This is a genomic window from Saccharibacillus sp. O23, from assembly GCF_002205895.1.
GTDB lineage: Bacteria > Bacillota > Bacilli > Paenibacillales > Paenibacillaceae > Saccharibacillus.
In genome coordinates, this window is the sequence record NZ_NJDE01000032.1 from 39,545 (window position 1) to 56,683 (window position 17,139).

Below are 17,139 nucleotides of genomic sequence, written 5' to 3' on the forward strand. Positions count from 1 at the left end.
ATATATGGCTTCAATCAAAGTTTACAAAGTTGTTACTACTCACAAAACACATTGTAGCAAAGGACTTAGCCGTTGGCAAACCTTTATTTGCCGGTTCTTGATGCATGTTTGACATGGACCTTCCATCAAGGACGAAGAAACCGCACGGTTAAGCGTTTTACCGGAGTTTAAAAAAGATGATGTTCACATAAATTTACGAATCCTTACGGACGGGCGATACGCGGACGGCCGCTTTTGAAGCGGAAATCCGTATAAAAGCCTGGTTTTTTTGTTTTGCTTTCGTCTTTTTATCGGATAGAATAGAAAAAGATGAAGTGTTTTATGAAAAAAGGTTAAGTTTTTGCAAGAATTTGGAACGTATTTCGCGGAGAAAGGGGCTGGCAAAGCCGTTATGGAAGAAAAGCAAACAGGCAAAAAACAGCTGGGTCTGAACATCATCAGCAGCAGCCAGAAGAGCAGCAAACATAAGGGCTTCGGCACCGGAGCCATCAATTTAAATAACGTATCCCCGATCATCGTGGACGAAGGCGAGGCGAAGATCGACGTCGGCGCCATGCATGCCAAAAGCAAAGTGGAGCGCGGCATCAAATTCACGGCCGAACGACTGGATGCCGAAGGCGGACGCCGGGTATGGCTGGTCTGGGTAGCCGTCGACAAAACGGAAGAAGGCGGCAGTTACGCGGGCGCGACCGCGTGCGAGATGTGGATCAACAGCGAGACCAAGCGCGGATTCAAGATTCTCGCCGATCACGTCAACAAACTGGATTACGCGATCAAACGGAAGATCATCTTGAACGAGATGGACGACGAATCCAAAGCGGCCTTGAAGACGCTGCTGACGACCCACAACGAAGAGTGGTGGAACAACTCGCCGGACGAGTTGAAGGAAGCGTTGGACGTGTAAGAAGCGTCGTCAAGCGATCGGGGCGCGGACCGCTCGCGGAAAAGCGGACGAACAAGCGGACGCTGCGGCGGCGGGCGAGTTTTGCGCATTTCCCGCACGCCGGGTTCGCGTCCGGCCGTCGTGCCGCGCTAACAGAAAAAGCGTCGCGCCCCGAGAGGGACGGACGCTTTTTCTTTGTCCGGCGAACAGGATAGGTTTCGGCGCCGGAGTCTTCCGCAAGGCGAACTTGGCGCGCTACAAATAAAAAGGCTTCGGCGGATTGGCTTTATCGTTGACCGATACGTAAGGATGATTCTTGACGAAGAACCGCCACGGCTTCGCCGCGTATTCTTCGGCATAGTCGATATTGATCCGCGGTCCGCAGACGATATCGAGCGCGGAGACGTCGTCTCCGGCTTCCAGATACAGCGGGCTGGTCGGCACGGTCAATCGGCAGCCGTTCAGCGACTTGTCGATGTCGAGCGCCCGGCACAGCTTGCCGGGACCGCCCGACAAATCGGCGGCCTTTTTCGATCGGATCTTGCGGAAAAAGCGCATGCGGCGCTCGTCTTCCTCGGTCAGCGGCTCCACGGCGCGGATCAGCACGGCCTGAGGATTATCGGCTTCGCCCGTCACCACGTTGAGGCAGTGGTACATGCCGTAAATGAGGTAAATATAAGCCGGGCCGCCGGGACCGAACATAATCTCCGTGCGGTTAGTGCGCCGGTTGCCGTAAGCGTGGCTGCCTTTGTCTTCGATGCCGCCGTAGCTCTCCGTTTCGATGATCCGGCTGCGGATCTCGCCGATCTCGGTTCGGCGCACGAGCGTCTGCCCGAGCAGGCGGGGCGAAGCGTCCAGCGCCGTCGAAGCGAACAAAGCCGCCGGCAGCGGTCGGAAGCCGCTGTCGGACTCGCTGCGGGAATAAGTCTGCATAGGGGTTCCTCCTTCGGTCGGGTTTCGCCGCTTTCTCCCATCGTAATAAACGCCGAGAGTTCCCGCAAATCGGAATCCGGGAGAAAAGCGGCCGAAAAGTCGCGTCTCCGGCCCTTTTTTTCCGCAAGACTTGCTTGAAGAAGGACCGCCGGACGCTACAATATGCTATAGTATGATGGAAGAAATCTTCATTAGAGTGATTGGAGCGAAAGCCTTATGTCGGGCATGCACCGCGTCTTGATCCGGATCGTCAGCCGCCAAGACGAAGAAACGGTCGAGCAGACGCTCGCCGGACAGCTTTTCGAGAAAGACAAATCGCTGTTTGTCCGTTACGCCGAACCCGGCGCGGACGGAAGCGGCGAAGGCGTGCGCACGCTGCTTAAAGTCACGCCGGAAGAACTCAAAGTCATCCGTCACGGCGAGGTGGAATCGGAGCAGTCTTTCCGCAAGGGGAGCCGTCTGCCCGGTTTTTACCGATCGCCTTACGCGCGTTTCGCGCTGGTTACCCATACCCGGGAACTGCGCGTTCGCATGCAGGGCCCTTCGGGGGAGATCCGCTGGGAATACGAGCTGGAAGTTCAAGACGTAATCTCGGGCCGCTTTTCCATTAGCTTAACCATACAGGAGGAAGTCAATCCACATGACGATTAACCCGCTCGAACAGCTTGAGAACACCGTAAGAACGGCCGTCGCCCAAGCGATCGCCAAAGCCGGCCTCGTGGCCGAAACCGACATTCCGGAGATCGGTCTGGAAGTGCCGAAAGACAAATCGCACGGCGATCTGTCCACCAACGCGGCGATGCAGCTCACCCGGATCGCCAAGAAGAATCCGCGCATGATCGCCGAAGCGATCCTCGAGAACTTGGACCGCGAAGCCGCGGGCATCGAACGGGCGGAGATCGCGGGACCCGGCTTCATCAACTTTACGCTGAACAAGAGCTACCTCTATCCGGTCGTCGCCGCCGTGCACGCGCAGGGCGAGCATTACGGACGGATCGAAGACGGCAAAGGCAAGCGCGTGCAGCTCGAATTCGTCAGCGCGAACCCGACCGGCAGCCTGCACCTGGGCCATGCCCGCGGCGCCGCCGTCGGCGACGCGCTCTGCAACCTGTTGGACTTCGCCGGGTACGAAGTGACGCGCGAATACTATATCAACGACGCGGGCAATCAAGTCACGAACCTCTGTTTGTCGCTTGAAGCGCGTTATCTGCAAGAACTGGGCCGCGAAGCCGAAATGCCGGAAGACGGTTACTACGGCGAAGACATCAAAGGATTCGCGAAAGAATTGGTCGAGCTCGAAGGCGAGCGCTTGATCTCCATGAGCCAAGGCGAGCGGATGGAGTATCTGCGCACGTTCGGACTGGAGAAAGAAATGCAGAAGATCCGCCGCGACCTCGATCGTTTCCGCGTTCATTTCGACGTCTTCTTCAGCGAGACTTCGCTCTACGAAAACGGCCAAGTGCTCGACGCGCTCGACGAGCTGCGTTCGCGCGGCGAAGTCTTCGAAGAAGGCGGCGCGACTTGGCTGAGAACGACCAAGTACGGCGACGACAAAGACCGCGTATTGATCAAGAACGACGGCACCTACACGTATCTGACGCCGGATATCGCTTATCACCGCGACAAATACGCGCGCGGTTTCGATAAAGTGATGAACATCTGGGGCGCCGATCACCACGGCTATATCCCGCGGATGAAAGCGGCCATGCAGGCGCTCGGCAACGATCCGGACAAGCTGATCGTCCTGATCGCGCAGATGGTCAGCCTGTTCCAAGGCGGCGAGAAGGTCAAGATGTCCAAACGTACGGGCAAAGCCGTCACGATGGAAGACCTGATGGACGAAGTGGGCGTCGATCCGATGCGTTACTTCTTCACGATGCGCAGCATGGATTCGCATCTCGACTTCGACATGGACCTTGCCGTTTCGACGTCGAACGAAAATCCGGCGTTCTACGTGCAGTATGCGCACGCGCGCATTTGCAGCATTTTCCGCCAAGCGGAAGAACAGAACGTCGTGGTGCTTCCGCTCGATCAAGTCGATCTGAGCAAATTGACGGCCGCGCACGAATACGACCTGCTGCGCAAAATCGGCGAACTGCCGGAAGAAATCCGCATCGCCGCCGAAGGATACGCGCCGCACCGCCTCACGCGCTACGTGTACGAAGTATCGGCGATGCTGCACAGCTACTACAAAGCGGAACGCTTCATTACCGAAGACGCCGCGCTGACTCAGGCCCGTCTTGCGCTTCTGGGCGCGGTACGCGTCGTGATCGCCAACGTGCTGCGTTTGATCGGCGTATCGGCTCCCGAACGAATGTAACGATCGAGGCGCGCGGTTCGGTCCGCCGGTTCGCGCGCTTTCGTTTTCGACCTGCGCCGCGGCAAAAATGCTCGGGCTCCTTGCATTTTGCACGCGGATGCGTTTTACTTATCTTGACTTTTTTCTTGACTACGAATTGCATTAAGTTTTGAGAGGAAGTGTCCATTTGACACCTGCACCGATTGAATTGTCGATCGACAACGAGAAAATCCGCGAAATGCCGATGGTCGATCTGGCTTTCATGATTTTGAAAAAAGCCAACGAACCTTACTACTATCCGGATCTGATGAAAGAAGTGGCGCGTCAGCGCAGCCTGACCGACGAAGAAGCGGCGGACATGATCGCGCAGCTCTATACCGAGATCAACATCGACGGCCGCTTTGCTTGCGTGGGAACGAATCTTTGGGGCCTGAAACGTTGGTACCCGCTGGAGAAATCCGAAGATCCGGTCGTAAGCTCGAAACGTCCGCGCATCATCAACGACGAGGACGACGACGATCTGGACGAAGATACGACGTTCAACGCCGACGACGAATCGTTCGACGACGCGAGCGAAGAAGAGGATGACGATCTGTTCGACAACGACGAAGACGACGTGGACGAAGACGTGATCGTCGACGACGAGATCGAGGACGAAGAAGAGATCGAAGGCGAAGAGCTGGACGAAGACCTCGAAGAAGAGGAAGAAGAGGAAGAAGAAGAGTACGGGGACGATAACGAAGACGAAGCTTAATCGGTCTTTCGGCTTTTGTTTTTCCCAAAAGCGGAGCGGAAGAAAGCGGGCCGAAAATGCCTGCTTTCCCTGCTTGACAGCCCCCGAGTCAACAGGTAAACTATTGCTTGGGCTTTTGATTTAAGTACGGAATATAATGCAAGAGACGATAAAAAGTGCCCCGTGGACACGGGTGTCACTTTTTTTGTTTTTTATAGGGTGTTTTTCCATACGCACAGCCATCCGATCTGCTTCACTTGATGCGCCGGAATGTTTTGCTACATCTAAAGGCATGACCGCGAACCGACCAATCGCCTACGCTGGAATGGACGGTTTTCGGGCATGCACATAATGACCGTACAGGGGGTTTTTTACAGTGACTAAGTATATCTTCGTAACGGGCGGGGTCGTGTCTTCGCTCGGCAAAGGCATCACGGCCGCTTCGCTCGGCAGACTTCTGAAGAACAGAGGCCTGAAAGTGACCATTCAGAAATTCGATCCGTACATCAACGTCGACCCGGGAACCATGAGCCCGTATCAGCACGGCGAAGTATTCGTGACCGACGACGGCGCGGAGACCGACCTCGACCTCGGGCACTACGAGCGTTTCATCGATATCAACCTGTCGAAGAACAGCAACGTGACGACCGGCAAAGTGTACTCTTCGGTCATCAGCAAAGAACGCCGCGGTGAATACCTGGGCGGTACGGTACAGGTCATTCCGCACATCACGAACGAGATCAAGGAGCGCATCATGCGCGCCGGACGCGAATCCGGTTCCGACGTCGTCATCACCGAGATCGGTGGTACGGTAGGCGACATCGAGAGCTTGCCGTTCCTCGAGTCGATCCGCCAACTGCGCAGCGACGTGGGCCGCGACAACGTAATGTACATCCACGTGACGTTGATTCCTTACATCAAGGCTGCCGGCGAGATCAAGACCAAGCCGACGCAGCACAGCGTAAAAGAACTTCGCAGCATCGGCATTCAGCCGAACGTGATCGTGTGCCGGACGGAGCACGAGCTGTCCGAAGACACCAAAGCGAAGATCGGACTGTTCTGCGACCTCGACAAAGACGCCGTCGTGGAATGCCGCGATGCTTCGACCCTGTACGAAGTGCCGCTGAACCTGCGCAACGAAGGTCTGGACGAGATCGTCGTCAAGCATCTGAAGCTCGACACGCCGCAGCCGGACATGACGGAGTGGGAAGCGCTCGTCGATCGGATCGGCAAGCTGGAGAAAACGGTCGAGATCGCGATCGTCGGCAAATACGTCGCGCTGCACGACGCGTACCTCAGCGTCGTCGAGTCGCTCTCGCACGCGGGGTTCGACGCCAACGCGGACGTGAAGATCCGTTGGGTCGACGCGGAAGAAGTAACGGACGAGAACGTCGAAGAAATGCTCGGCGGGCTGGGCGGCATTCTGGTACCGGGCGGCTTCGGCGACCGCGGCATCGAAGGCAAGATCACGGCGATCCGTTACGCGCGCGAGAACAACGTGCCGTTCTTCGGCATCTGCCTCGGCATGCAGGTATCGGTGATCGAATATGCGCGCGCTCTGGCCAACATGGAAGGCGCGAACAGTTCCGAGATCGATCCGACTACGGCTTACCCGGTTATCGATCTGCTGCCGGAACAGAAGGATATCGAAGATCTGGGCGGCACGATGCGTCTGGGCCTGTATCCGTGCAAACTGGTCGAAGGTTCGCTCGCGATGCAGTGCTACGACGACGAATTGGTCTACGAGAGACACCGTCACCGGTACGAGTTCAACAACGCTTACCGCGAGCAGATCGAAGCGGCCGGCTTGGTGATCTCCGGCACGTCGCCGGACGGACGTCTGGTCGAGATCGTCGAGCTGCCGAACCACCCGTGGTTCCTGGCCGTTCAATTCCACCCGGAATTCACGTCCAGACCGAACCGTCCGCAGCCGCTGTTCCGCGAATTCGTCAAAGCGGCGATCACGTATTCCGTTTAATCTCTGATTTTCGAGAAGTCCGGGCCGCGGCCCGGGCTTCTTTTTTATGCTGATCGCGCACGGAAAACCGTCGACCGCGCCGCGATTTCGGCCGTTTTTTGCCGGACAGGCCGCTTGAAGCTTCCGTTCGCCGCCGTTAATGGGAAATATTCGGACTTGTTTGCTGGAATTAGCAGGAGTAAGATTCAGGGAGTCGAATTAGTTTCTAGATCAAAAAAAGGCGATGACGCGAGAGGCGCGCCCGGGGGCGCGAAGGTTCGACGGCATGCGCAAGGGCCGGCGGACAGCGGAAAAATCGGGGAGGATCAGCAAAATGAGCGAACACAAAATATTGATCGTCGATGACCAGAACGGCATTCGCATGCTACTGAACGAAGTATTCGGCAGCGAAGGCTATAAGACCTATCAGGCGGCTAACGGCAAGGAAGCGTTGAATCTTTTGCAAAAAGACCGACCCGATCTGGTGCTGCTGGATATGAAAATCCCGGGCATGGACGGGCTGGAGATCCTTCGCCATATCAAAGCGTTCGATCCGAGCATCAAAGTGATCATGATGACGGCATACGGCGAATTGGACATGATCAAGGAAGCCAAAGATCAGGGAGCGCTGATGCATTTTACCAAACCTTTCGACATCGACGAGATGCGATTGGCCGTAGGTCGTTACCTGCGCGGCGAATGAACGTCCCGACATCGTTTTGTTCATGTAAATTCCTTGTAACTTTACAACCAGACTGTTTAGTATTTCACGAGACAGTGCTATAATAGGCAAGTATGGATGTCGGCTCAAGATAGAAATCCAACATTTAATTTAGGAGGAACAACCATGCCATTAGTTTCGATGACAGACATGTTGAACAAAGCTCTCGAAGGAAAATACGCGGTGGGTCAATTCAACATCAACAACCTCGAGTGGACGCAAGCCATTCTCATGGCTGCCGAAGAAGAAAAATCTCCGGTAATCCTCGGTGTATCCGAAGGCGCTGCGCGTCACATGAGCGGTTTCTATACAGTCGTTAAAATGGTGGAAGGTCTGATTCACGACCTGAAAATCACGGTTCCGGTCGCGATTCACCTCGACCACGGTTCGAGCTTCGACAAATGTAAAGAAGCTCTGGACGCAGGCTTCACTTCCGTCATGATCGACGGTTCGCACCACCCGATCGACGAAAACATCGAAATGACGAAAAAAGTCGTGGAATACGCGCACGCTAAAGGCGCTTCCGTAGAAGCCGAAGTCGGTACGGTCGGCGGACAAGAAGACGACGTTATCGGCGGCATTCAATACGCGGACCTGAACGAATGCGTACGCATCGTGAAAGAAACCGGCATCGACACCCTGGCTCCGGCACTGGGTTCCGTACACGGTCCTTACCACGGCGAGCCTAACCTGGGCTTCAAAGAGATGGAAGAAATCCGCGACGCGGTTAACCTTCCGCTCGTTCTGCACGGCGGTACGGGTATCCCGACTCATGACATTCAAAAGTCGATCTCCCTGGGTACGTCGAAAATCAACGTAAACACGGAAAACCAAATCGCGTTCGCGAAAGTCGTTCGCGAAGTACTGGCTGCTAAGCCGGACGCTTACGATCCGCGTACGTTCATTCAACCGGGCCGCGAAGCAATCAAGCAAACGGTTATCGGCAAAATCAAAGAATTCGGTTCCAGCAACAAAGCCTAAGCTTTTCGCTAATTCTTGTTGCAAAATCCGAAGCACTCATTCATTATGGAAAGGTCACCGTTTAATCGGTGTCTTTCCATTTTGTTTTAAATTCGACTTTGTTTTAAATTCGACCACATTATCATCAGTCTTCTTTGAATGGCTGCACATCAAGTAGGGGGACCTTTGAACTTATGGAGAAATTAATGATCACCGGCGGACGTCCGCTCCAGGGAACGGTTACGATCAGCGGTGCGAAAAACAGTGCGATCGCGCTTATTCCCGCAGCGCTGCTTGCGGATTCCGAAGTGATATTGGATAATCTCCCGCTGCTCAGCGATGTAGCGGTTTATGCCGAGATCCTGGAAGGGCTCGGTGCGCGCGTATCCTGGGAAGGCAGTCAAATGCGAATCGATCCCTCGAACGTGAAGTCGATTCCGATGCCTAACGGACCGGTCAAGAAACTGCGTGCTTCCTATTATATGATGGGAGCGCTGCTCGGCAAGTTCGGCGAAGCGCTTATCGGGCTTCCCGGGGGCTGCAACTTCGAACCTCGCCCGATCGATCAGCATATCAAGGGCTTCGAAGCTCTGGGCGCGACCGCGGTGAACGAGCACGGCTCGATCCATCTGCATGCCGAACAACTTCGCGGAACGAAGATTTATCTGGATGTCGCAAGCGTAGGCGCGACGATTAATATCATGCTGGCGGCCGCAAAAGCCAAAGGCTCCACCATCATCGAAAATGCGGCTAAAGAGCCTGAAATCATAGACGTTGCGACTCTGCTCAACTCCATGGGAGCGAGCATCAAAGGAGCCGGCACGGAGACCATTCGCATCGAAGGCGTACAGAAGCTGCACGGCTGCCGCCATTCGATCATTCCCGATCGTATTCAAGCGGGAACGTACATGATTGCCGCTGCCGCGACGCGCGGCAACGTGCTGATCGACAGCGTCATTCCCAAACACTTGGAGGCGTTGACCGCCAAGCTTCAGGAAATGGGCGTAACCGTCGAGGAAATGGACGAAAGCATTCGCATCATCGGCGGCCCCGATTATCAGCACGTCGATGTCAAAGCGCTGGTATATCCGGGCTTCCCGACGGATCTTCAATCTCCGATGACCAGCCTGCTGACGCAGGCGACCGGCGCCAGCGTGCTCAGCGATTTTGTGTACAGCAATCGCTTCAAGCACGTTCCGGAATTGGTTCGCATGGGCGCGAAGATCCGCGTCGAAGGCCGTTCGGCGGTGATCGAAGGCGGCAAGTTGAATGCGGCCAAAGTTCAAGCTGCGGATTTGCGGGCCGGAGCGGCTCTTGTGATCGCCGGCCTGACCGTCGAAGGCGGCGTGACCGAAATCGAAGGCGTCGAGTATATCGATCGCGGTTACGACAACTTGGTTGCCAACCTTCGCAATCTGGGCGCCGACGTATGGCGTCAGACGATCTGATTTTTAAGCAGGCGCGGTCCTTCGGACCGCGTCCGCACTTTTTTCGGAATTTCCGAATCATCTTTTCGACAATTGGGTAATGCTTATCGTAAATGGACGCTTTATTCTCCGTTTTTTTCATCCAGCCGTTTTTTTCTCCTATTCGTTCGGGAATTGCCCGAACCCTAACTCATGCGACAGCGCATACGACTCGTTCTCCCGATCGCGCGACCCATATAAGAAGCATCTCGTTTGCGGCCTGAATGCAAGCCGCATTTTTAACGTCAAGCGTAATGCGAGGCTCGCTGCGTCTGTCTTGAAACGTTTATATCCGACATCGCCAATAATCGGTATTCGTGCGGCCGTTCCTGTAGAGGAGCCGACGAAGCCTTCCAATATAAAATTGAATAGGTGGTTACTTACATGGATTTGCAAATTTCCGATCTGGAAGAAATGAAACTGACCGATCTGTATAAATTAGCGAAGAAATATCAGATTCCGTATTACGGTCAAATGAAAAAGAAAGAATTGATCTTCGCCATTCTTCGCGCCCAAGCCGAACAAAGCGGATTGATGTTCATGCAGGGCGTGCTCGAAGTACTCTCCGAAGGCTACGGATTTTTGCGTCCGATCAACTACCTGCCGAGCGCGGAAGACATTTATATTTCGGCTTCGCAAATTCGCAAGTTCGATCTGCGAAGCGGCGATCTGGTATCCGGAAAATGTCGCGCCCCGAAAGAGAACGAACGTTACTTCGGATTGCTTCAAGTCAATGCCGTGAACGGCGAAGACCCGGCTACCGCGTCGGAACGTTTGCATTTTCCTGCGCTCACTCCGCTGTACCCCGAGAAAAAGCTGTCGCTCGAGACCACGCAGAATCGTCTGTCGGCGCGGATCATGGATCTGCTCGCTCCGGTCGGACTCGGCCAGCGCGGTCTTATCGTCGCGCCTCCGAAAGCCGGCAAGACGCAGCTGCTCAAAGAAGTCGCCAACAGCATCTCGGAGAACAATCCGGAGATCGAATTATTCGTGCTCCTGATCGACGAACGCCCGGAAGAAGTTACGGATATGCAGCGTTCCGTCAAAGGCGAAGTCGTCGCTTCGACTTTCGACGAGCTGCCCGAAAACCATATTAAAGTCGCCGAATTGGTGCTCGAACGCGCTCTTCGCATGGTCGAACACAAAAAAGACGTCGTGATCCTGCTGGATAGCATTACCCGTTTGGCGCGGGCGTATAACTTGGTTATTCCGCCGTCCGGCCGCACGCTCAGCGGCGGTATCGATCCGGCCGCGTTCCACCGTCCCAAGCGCTTCTTCGGTTCCGCGCGCAACGTCGAAGAAGGCGGCAGCTTGACGATTCTGGCGACGGCTTTGATTGACACGGGTTCGCGCATGGATGATATTATTTATGAAGAATTTAAAGGAACCGGAAACATGGAGCTGCATCTGGACCGCAAATTGGCGGAACGCCGGATCTTCCCGGCGATCGATATTCGCCGTTCGGGCACTCGCCGCGAAGAGATGCTGTTGTCCAAAGAAGAGCTGGATACCGTTTGGCATATCCGCAAGAACATGAACGATTCGTTCGACTTTATCGAAGGTTTCCTCAAGAAACTTCGCAACAGCAAAGACAACGCCGGATTTCTGGCTTCTTTCGATACGTCGGCCGATAATAATACCAAGGGCAGCGGCACCAAATCGACCGCGTCTTCTTCCAAAGGAAGCGGAGGTTCCTCTTCCGGTTCCGGCGTGACGAGACGCCCGACGCGGACGGCTTCCGCACCTGTCACGACCAACTAAAATTCTGATCGGACCGCTATAAGCAAGCCCGCAAAAAGGAGACCTTACCCATGCATTTGGTTTACGCCGACGAGAACGGCAACGTATACGATCACCCCGAGTTGTTTGCTCTGGCGCGCAGCGCCGATATGATTATCGAGATTATGGACGACGAACTGATTCCGCTGCCGGACGGCGCGACGCTGGTCGGGCTTCCGAGCACCAAGCCCGTCGCGCTCGACCCGGAGAGCGGAGAGATGGTCGCTCTCGAAGGGATGCAAGCCGTCGGCGCTCTGCTGCCGCAAGGCTTTACCCGTTTGGCGCTTCCCGGCTACGTGAAGACGGACAAAGAATACAAGCTGCCTCTGTTCGGCTATTCCGCCGTCGTCTGGAAAGACGGGGCATTCTTCGTTACGGCCGAGAAATGCGACGATCCGGAGAAATGGAATCCGGATAACTGCGACCGCAAAGAAGTGAAACGCAAAGTGCACGACTTTACCGAGAAATATCCGGAAAACCGTCTGTACGAGCATTTGTCGAACTGCGCGCTCGGCTACGAATGCCTGACGTCGTCGAATACGTTCCTCGGCCGTTGGGAAGGCGGCGTGCCGGTATCTTATTCCTGCAATGCGGGCTGCTTCGGCTGCATTTCGGAACAACCGGACGACAGCGGCTTTGTCGCTCCGCAGACCCGCATGAATTTCCGTCCGCGTACGGACGAGATCGTGCAGATCATGATGGAACATCTGACGACGCCGGAATCGATCATCAGTTTCGGACAAGGCTGCGAAGGCGAGCCGTCCACGCAGGCCAAGATCATCATCGAAGCAATGCGCGAAGTTCGTTCGCGCACCGATATGGGCTACATCAACATCAATACCAACGCCGGTCTGACCGACCATATCCGCGGCATCGTGGACGCCGGTCTCGATCTGATGCGCGTCAGCACGATCAGCGCGCTCGACGATCATTACAACGCGTATTACAAGCCGCGCGCTTATACGCTGAAGAACGTTGAGAAATCGATGATCTATGCCGCGCAGCAGGGCGTCTATACCTCCATCAACTATCTGATCTTCCCGGGCGTCACCGACCGCGAAGAAGAGATCGAAGCCATGATCGAGTTCGCGCGCCGCACGGATCTGAAGCTGATCCAGATGCGCAACCTGAACATCGACCCGGAAAGCTACATGGAGCTGATTCCTCCTGCCCGCGGCGAGCTGCTGGGCATGAAGCAGATGCTGGAGATCTTCCGCGAAGAACTGCCGAACGTCGTGATCGGCTCGTATACCCATGTACCTCCGGTAGACCAACGTCGGGCGAAACCTCGGGTAGGCGGGCTCGCTTGATTCTGATCGGCCGCTCCGCTCGTTTTGCTTCGCTGGATCGAGACAAGGCGTCTCGATCTTAGGCGAAGCAAAGCCGAAGTCGCTCTCGATCAGAATCAAGCTCGCCGGGGGTTAGAATAGAATCCTATTCGTCTCTGTAAGCTGTGCCGTTCCGTTCCCTCCTCACAGAGAGGGGAACGGAAAGAACGGGGCGAGCCGGTTTCAAATCGAAGCGACTTTTGGATTTCCCTTTACTCGGAGACTCTTTGTCTACGGGCAGGAAACCAAGCCGAGCGCAGATCGAAATCGGCTCGCGCCGGGGCCGGCACAAACATTGCCGGCCTGTTTGCGTTTTCTCTTTCTATCCCGTATAATAAAGAGTGCCGTGCTAGATGGGGAGGTAGCGGTGCCCTGTAACTCGCAATCCGCTATAGCGAGGTTGAATTCCCGCTCGAGGTTTTGTTATGTAAGGTTTGGTCTTTACACATAATGTTGACGGTTTGGTCCTCCGCAATGAGCACCTGTGAACCTGGTCAGGTCCGGAAGGAAGCAGCCATAAGCAGACCCGCTTTTGTGCCGGAGGGTGGCCTGGCCCGAGTTGTTGTGTAAAGGTGCCGCTTGGATGACAATCTATCGAAGGCGGGTGCACGGTTTTACTTTTTCAAACGACCAACATCTTTGCCGAGGGCAAAGGTGTTTTTCTTTTTTTTCGGGCCGCAAATATAGTATAATTAAGGGAAGACGACAGTCCAAAAAAGGAGCCGCTGATGGAACATATTGCGCTTTACCGGGCTTGGCGGCCTCAGTCGTTCCAAGACATGGTGGGACAACAGCATATTATCCGAACGCTGCAGAACGCGATCCGCGAACAGCGGGTATCCCATGCCTATTTGTTCAGCGGGCCGCGGGGAACGGGCAAGACGAGCGCCGCGAAGATTCTGGCCAAAGCCGTCAACTGCGAAAAAGGACCCGCTCCGGAACCGTGCAACGAATGCGAGACGTGCAAACGCATCGCGGCCGGCGCGGTCATGGACGTGCTGGAGATCGACGCCGCCTCCAACCGGGGCGTGGAAGAAATCCGGGATCTGCGCGAAAAGATCAAATACGCTCCGACCGAAGTTCGGCGTAAAGTCTATATTATCGACGAAGTCCACATGTTGACGACGGAAGCGTTTAACGCTCTGCTCAAAACGCTGGAAGAACCGCCGGAGCATGCCATGTTCATCTTGGCCACGACGGAGCCGCATAAGCTTCCGGCTACCATTATCTCGCGCTGCCAGCGTTTCGATTTCCGGCGCGTGTCGTTGGAAGAACAGACCGCAAGGCTTGCGGAGATCTGCCGCGAAGAGAAGATCGAAGCCGAAGAGAATGCTTTGCAGTATATCGCCCGTTTATCGGACGGAGGGATGCGGGACGCGCTGAGCGTGCTCGATCAGATCTCCGCTTTTACCGACGGCAAAGTCACGTACGAACAAGTCCTCGGCATGACCGGGGGAATCGCGTCCGAACAATTCTCCGCTCTGGCCGATTCGCTGACCGCGAAAGACGCGGGCGGCGTGCTTCAGACCGTGGAGAGCTGGATGCAAGAAGGCAAGAGCGCGGACAAGTGCATGGAGAACCTTCTCTATTACTTCCGCGACCTGCTGATGATCAAAATGGTGCCCAATGCGGAGCATATGACCGAGCGAGTGCTCGATGCTTCGTCTTTTCATGCGGTCGCGGAGCGTTTTTCCAAAGAAAATCTGTTCCGTACGATCGATACGCTCAGCCGGTACCAGAACGAAATGAAATACGCGGCCAACCCGCAGATGCTGTTCGAAGTGGCGCTGCTGAATCTCGTGGGTCTCGACGAACGAGCCGAAGTTTCGCCGCAGACCGCTCACGCGTCCGCGCCGGCTGCCGATTCCCAAGCGGTTCGCAAGCTGGAGATCCGGATCGCCGATCTGGAGAAGAAGCTGGAGCAGGCGATGCGCGCCGGCATAGCGGCTTCGGGCGGCGCGGGAGAACCGGGAGGCGGCCGTCCGGCCGCGCGTCCGAGCGCTCCCCGCGTTTCCCGAATGGCCAAGCTTCCGCCGCATATGGATCGTTATCTCGCGCATCGGGACGATTCGTCGTTCAAGGACATTCGCGGGAAGTGGAACCAGGTGCTTCAACGGGTAAAAGAAGAGAAGGTAACGGTACATGCCTGGTTTACCAACGGCGAGCCGGTATCGGCTTCGGACGACTCCGTGCTGGTCGCGTTCAAGAACGATATTCACCGGGAAACGATCGAGAAACCGGCTAACCGTCAGGTGGTGGAGCAGGTGCTCGCCCAAGTGCTCGGCGGAACATGGAACTTGGTGACGATCATGCAAAAAGATTGGAACGAAGCGGCCGAGTCGGCCTCCGCGCCGGCGACGGAAGTGTTGGAGTTGGAACATGAAGAAGAGGAAGGCGGCAGCAAAGAACCCTGGGTAGACGAAGCCTTGAACCTGTTCGGGGAGAATCTGGTTGTCATTAAAGAATAAATGCTGCCCGGCGTGCCGCGCTGCGGAGACTGCCGAGGCCCACTTCGAAGGAGAGATTACGATGAACAACATGAACCAAATGATGAAGCAGGTCAAGAAAATGCAGGAGCAAATGATGAAGGCTCAAGAAGAGCTCGGTACGAAAAAAGTCGAAGGCACTTCCGGCGGCGGCGTAGTCAGCGTGGAAGTCAGCGGACATAAAAAAGTGACCGCGATCAACATCAAACCCGAAGCGGTAGATCCGGACGACGTGGAAATGCTGCAAGACCTCATCATGACGGCCGTCAACGACGCGCTGGGCAAAGCCGAAGAATTGGCGAACCAAGACATGGGTAAATTCACGAACGGTATGAAGATCCCGGGTCTGTTCTAAACTATTTACTAAAAGGGAAGTGTGGCCTTGTATTATCCGGAGCCGATTGCCAAACTGATCGACGCGTTCTCCCATCTGCCCGGAATCGGGCCGAAGACGGCTGCGAGACTGGCGTTTCATGTATTAAGCATGAAAGAAGACGACGTGATCGACTTCGCCAAGGCCCTCGTCAGCGTCAAACGCAATCTGCACTACTGTTCCGTCTGCGGCAATATCACGGATACCGATCCGTGCAGGATCTGTCAGGATAAATCTCGCGACGCTTCGGTGATCTGCGTGGTTCAAGATCCGAGAGACTTGGTCGCGATGGAACGGACCAGAGAGTTCGACGGATATTATCACGTGCTGCACGGCGCGATCTCTCCTATGGAGGGAATCGGGCCGGACGATATCCGTTTGAAAGAACTCTTGACCCGTTTGAGCGACGAACGCGTTCAGGAGTTGATCTTGGCGACGAATCCGAATATCGAGGGAGAGGCGACGGCGATGTATATTTCCCGCCTCGTTCGTCCGTTCGAGATCAAAGTAACGCGTATCGCGCACGGTCTGCCTGTAGGCGGAGATTTGGAATATGCGGACGAAGTAACGCTCTCCAAAGCATTGGAAGGGCGCAGAGAGCTGTAGAGCATACGTTGGATCGCAAAAGCAATAGGAGCAAGAGGCGGCGCCGTGCTGAACGGGGCCGCCTTTTTTATAGGATTTTGTAAAATCCGGCTGACAGAAAAACGGTTTCATTGTATAATCCATTTATTGTACCCGGAACGCGAGAAAGGCAGGATTATCGCTTTTTAAAAAGATGATTAAAAAGACGAAAATAATGTTGACTTGCTCGCTGTCTGTATGATACATTATTAAACGTTGCTTCGAGAGAAGACAACAAACACCTTCAAACAGCGAGTTGCACTGAAAAAGAAATTAAAAAAAAGTGCTTGACGAACTGCTTGCGAGTGTGATAGGATATAAAAGTCGCCGCTGAGACATCAACGACGACGAGAAATACACGGTTTGCTCCTTGAAAACTGAACAGTAAGTGAGTCGCGATGATGAAGATCATCGTGAGAATATAGAGAATGAAAATTCTCGCCACGTTTTAAACGAGCACATGGTGCTTTCTTGATAAGCCGACCTTCGGGTCGCAACTTTAATGGAGAGTTTGATCCTGGCTCAGGACGAACGCTGGCGGCATGCCTAATACATGCAAGTCGAGCGGAGTTGACGAGAAGCTTGCTTCTTTGATGC

Annotated in this window: 14 protein-coding genes, 1 rRNA gene and 1 other RNA gene; 15 read left to right on the top strand and 1 reads right to left on the bottom strand. The window is 55.0% G+C overall.

Features of this window, described 5'->3' with window-relative positions:
- Positions 1-391: 391 nt before the first annotated feature.
- Positions 392-904: a YwhD family protein gene (locus CDO73_RS25430; protein ID WP_088491303.1), complete on the top strand. Its 513-nt coding sequence runs from the start codon at positions 392-394 to the stop codon at positions 902-904.
- Positions 905-1,138: 234 nt separating this feature from the next.
- Here CDO73_RS25430 and CDO73_RS25435 read toward each other — a convergent pair whose 3' ends face one another.
- Positions 1,139-1,816 (bottom strand): DNA-3-methyladenine glycosylase, encoded by a 678-nt coding sequence (locus tag CDO73_RS25435; protein ID WP_088491304.1) that lies wholly within the window; start codon positions 1,814-1,816, stop codon positions 1,139-1,141.
- Between the two features lie 216 nt (positions 1,817-2,032).
- Between CDO73_RS25435 and CDO73_RS25440 the strand changes: the two genes are divergently transcribed.
- The 14 genes from CDO73_RS25440 to CDO73_RS25505 all read left to right on the top strand — a co-directional run.
- Complete coding sequence (locus CDO73_RS25440; protein ID WP_088491305.1) at positions 2,033-2,467, top strand: YwiB family protein; 435 nt, start codon at positions 2,033-2,035, stop codon at positions 2,465-2,467.
- Positions 2,457-4,136 (top strand): arginine--tRNA ligase, encoded by a 1,680-nt coding sequence (argS, locus tag CDO73_RS25445; protein WP_088491306.1) that lies wholly within the window; start codon positions 2,457-2,459, stop codon positions 4,134-4,136. Before CDO73_RS25440 ends, argS begins: the two co-directional genes overlap by 11 nt.
- 217 nt (positions 4,137-4,353) lie before the next feature.
- On the top strand, positions 4,354-4,869 hold the full coding sequence (gene rpoE / locus CDO73_RS25450; protein ID WP_218821645.1) for a DNA-directed RNA polymerase subunit delta: 516 nt from the start codon (positions 4,354-4,356) through the stop codon (positions 4,867-4,869).
- Positions 4,870-5,224: 355 nt separating this feature from the next.
- Positions 5,225-6,826: a CTP synthase gene (locus CDO73_RS25455; RefSeq protein WP_088491308.1), complete on the top strand. Its 1,602-nt coding sequence runs from the start codon at positions 5,225-5,227 to the stop codon at positions 6,824-6,826.
- A 313-nt stretch (positions 6,827-7,139) separates the two neighbouring features.
- Positions 7,140-7,508 (top strand): response regulator, encoded by a 369-nt coding sequence (locus tag CDO73_RS25460; protein ID WP_088491309.1) that lies wholly within the window; start codon positions 7,140-7,142, stop codon positions 7,506-7,508.
- Between the two features lie 144 nt (positions 7,509-7,652).
- Positions 7,653-8,507, top strand: coding sequence for a class II fructose-1,6-bisphosphate aldolase (gene fba / locus CDO73_RS25465; protein ID WP_087801862.1), 855 nt, complete (start codon positions 7,653-7,655; stop codon positions 8,505-8,507).
- A gap of 173 nt (positions 8,508-8,680) precedes the next feature.
- Positions 8,681-9,934, top strand: coding sequence for a UDP-N-acetylglucosamine 1-carboxyvinyltransferase (locus CDO73_RS25470; RefSeq protein ID WP_088491310.1), 1,254 nt, complete (start codon positions 8,681-8,683; stop codon positions 9,932-9,934).
- Positions 9,935-10,336: 402 nt separating this feature from the next.
- Positions 10,337-11,713 (top strand): transcription termination factor Rho, encoded by a 1,377-nt coding sequence (gene rho, locus CDO73_RS25475; RefSeq protein ID WP_088491311.1) that lies wholly within the window; start codon positions 10,337-10,339, stop codon positions 11,711-11,713.
- Positions 11,714-11,763: 50 nt separating this feature from the next.
- Positions 11,764-13,041 carry a radical SAM family protein gene (locus CDO73_RS25480; protein WP_088491312.1) on the top strand — a complete coding sequence of 426 codons (1,278 nt, stop codon included), beginning with the start codon at positions 11,764-11,766 and terminating at the stop codon, positions 13,039-13,041.
- 362 nt (positions 13,042-13,403) lie between these two features.
- Positions 13,404-13,671, top strand: an RNA gene (gene ffs / locus CDO73_RS25485) — signal recognition particle sRNA large type.
- A 116-nt stretch (positions 13,672-13,787) separates the two neighbouring features.
- On the top strand, positions 13,788-15,527 hold the full coding sequence (gene dnaX / locus CDO73_RS25490; RefSeq protein ID WP_088491313.1) for a DNA polymerase III subunit gamma/tau: 1,740 nt from the start codon (positions 13,788-13,790) through the stop codon (positions 15,525-15,527).
- A 61-nt stretch (positions 15,528-15,588) separates the two neighbouring features.
- A complete protein-coding gene (locus tag CDO73_RS25495) occupies positions 15,589-15,900 on the top strand; it encodes a YbaB/EbfC family nucleoid-associated protein (RefSeq protein ID WP_088491314.1) in 312 nt (103 codons plus the stop codon).
- Positions 15,901-15,927: 27 nt separating this feature from the next.
- The gene (gene recR / locus CDO73_RS25500) at positions 15,928-16,524 is read left to right on the top strand and encodes a recombination mediator RecR (protein ID WP_088491315.1); all 597 of its coding nucleotides are present in this window, start codon (positions 15,928-15,930) and stop codon (positions 16,522-16,524) included.
- A gap of 517 nt (positions 16,525-17,041) precedes the next feature.
- A 16S ribosomal RNA gene (locus CDO73_RS25505) occupies positions 17,042-17,139 on the top strand; the annotation flags it as partial.

Excerpts from the sequence above, each read along its gene's own strand:
- dnaX (WP_088491313.1), top strand. The coding sequence starts at position 13,788 with ATGGAACATATTGCGCTTTACCGGGCTTGGCGGCCTCAGTCGTTCCAA.
- CDO73_RS25435 (WP_088491304.1), bottom strand. The coding sequence starts at position 1,816 with ATGCAGACTTATTCCCGCAGCGAGTCCGACAGCGGCTTCCGACCGCTG.
- CDO73_RS25430 (WP_088491303.1), top strand. The coding sequence starts at position 392 with ATGGAAGAAAAGCAAACAGGCAAAAAACAGCTGGGTCTGAACATCATC.
- argS (WP_088491306.1), top strand. The coding sequence starts at position 2,457 with ATGACGATTAACCCGCTCGAACAGCTTGAGAACACCGTAAGAACGGCC.
- CDO73_RS25460 (WP_088491309.1), top strand. The coding sequence starts at position 7,140 with ATGAGCGAACACAAAATATTGATCGTCGATGACCAGAACGGCATTCGC.
- fba (WP_087801862.1), top strand. The coding sequence starts at position 7,653 with ATGCCATTAGTTTCGATGACAGACATGTTGAACAAAGCTCTCGAAGGA.
- CDO73_RS25480 (WP_088491312.1), top strand. The coding sequence starts at position 11,764 with ATGCATTTGGTTTACGCCGACGAGAACGGCAACGTATACGATCACCCC.
- CDO73_RS25470 (WP_088491310.1), top strand. The coding sequence starts at position 8,681 with ATGGAGAAATTAATGATCACCGGCGGACGTCCGCTCCAGGGAACGGTT.
- rpoE (WP_218821645.1), top strand. The coding sequence starts at position 4,354 with ATGCCGATGGTCGATCTGGCTTTCATGATTTTGAAAAAAGCCAACGAA.
- rho (WP_088491311.1), top strand. The coding sequence starts at position 10,337 with ATGGATTTGCAAATTTCCGATCTGGAAGAAATGAAACTGACCGATCTG.
- CDO73_RS25440 (WP_088491305.1), top strand. The coding sequence starts at position 2,033 with ATGTCGGGCATGCACCGCGTCTTGATCCGGATCGTCAGCCGCCAAGAC.
- CDO73_RS25495 (WP_088491314.1), top strand. The coding sequence starts at position 15,589 with ATGAACAACATGAACCAAATGATGAAGCAGGTCAAGAAAATGCAGGAG.